At 72.4% G+C, this 637-nt stretch carries 1 protein-coding gene; it reads right to left on the bottom strand.

Annotated elements, in window-relative coordinates:
• Window positions 1–502: polysaccharide lyase family 8 super-sandwich domain-containing protein (locus K4G64_RS39565; RefSeq protein WP_308122619.1), on the bottom strand; the 502-nt coding region annotated here is incomplete at its 3' end.
• Between the last annotated feature and the right edge of the window lie 135 nt (window positions 503–637).

Genomic DNA, 637 nt, shown 5'->3' with positions numbered 1-637 from the left:
CGTTCCCGCTGTGCCAGCCGCGCAGGTTCTCGCCGTTGCCGGTCTCGTAGTAGGTGATCCGCCTGTCGGCCATGCTCAGCGACGCCGCCCAGCCCGGACGCCGGTGGGTGGCCCGGGCCATGTCGGGGAAGAGCCGGTGGCCCGTGGGTTCGGCGATCGGAGTGAGGGAGGTGTCGTCCAGGACGCCCTTGATCCGGGCCAGTGCGGTGAGCCCGAGCGAGGGGTTGCTCAGCGGCGGGCTGTAGTAGTCGCGCTGTGCCCAGCCCTTGACGAGCGCCCGCCACCGGGCGTTCTCGGCGGCCGACGCGCCCCGCCCCAGCAGCACGATCGAGGCCATGACGGGGTGCCCGCGCCGGTGGTCGTCTACCTCGCCCCGGCTGATCGCGCGCCCGGCGACGGAGTCCATGACCAGGCCGTTGTAGAGGAACGGGGCCCACGCGTTCTCCACCGCGTCGAACACCACCCGCCGGCTGGTCCGCCCGGCGACGCAGGATACCAGCACGACTCCGTCGGATACCAGCGGCGCCCACTCCCTCCACCACGCCCTCACCCACCCCTCCCTCGTCTGGTCGACGCCCTCCTACGTCGACCCCGACAACGGGGTCGAGGGCACCCGGCAGCGAGACGTCCCATCAGT

The sequence above is a fragment of the Streptomyces sp. WAC04114 genome (assembly GCF_019733245.1).
Lineage (GTDB): Bacteria > Actinomycetota > Actinomycetes > Streptomycetales > Streptomycetaceae > Streptomyces > Streptomyces massasporeus_A.
Note: the sequence above shows the minus strand (reverse complement) of the source record. Positions and strands in the feature narration are given on the sequence as shown.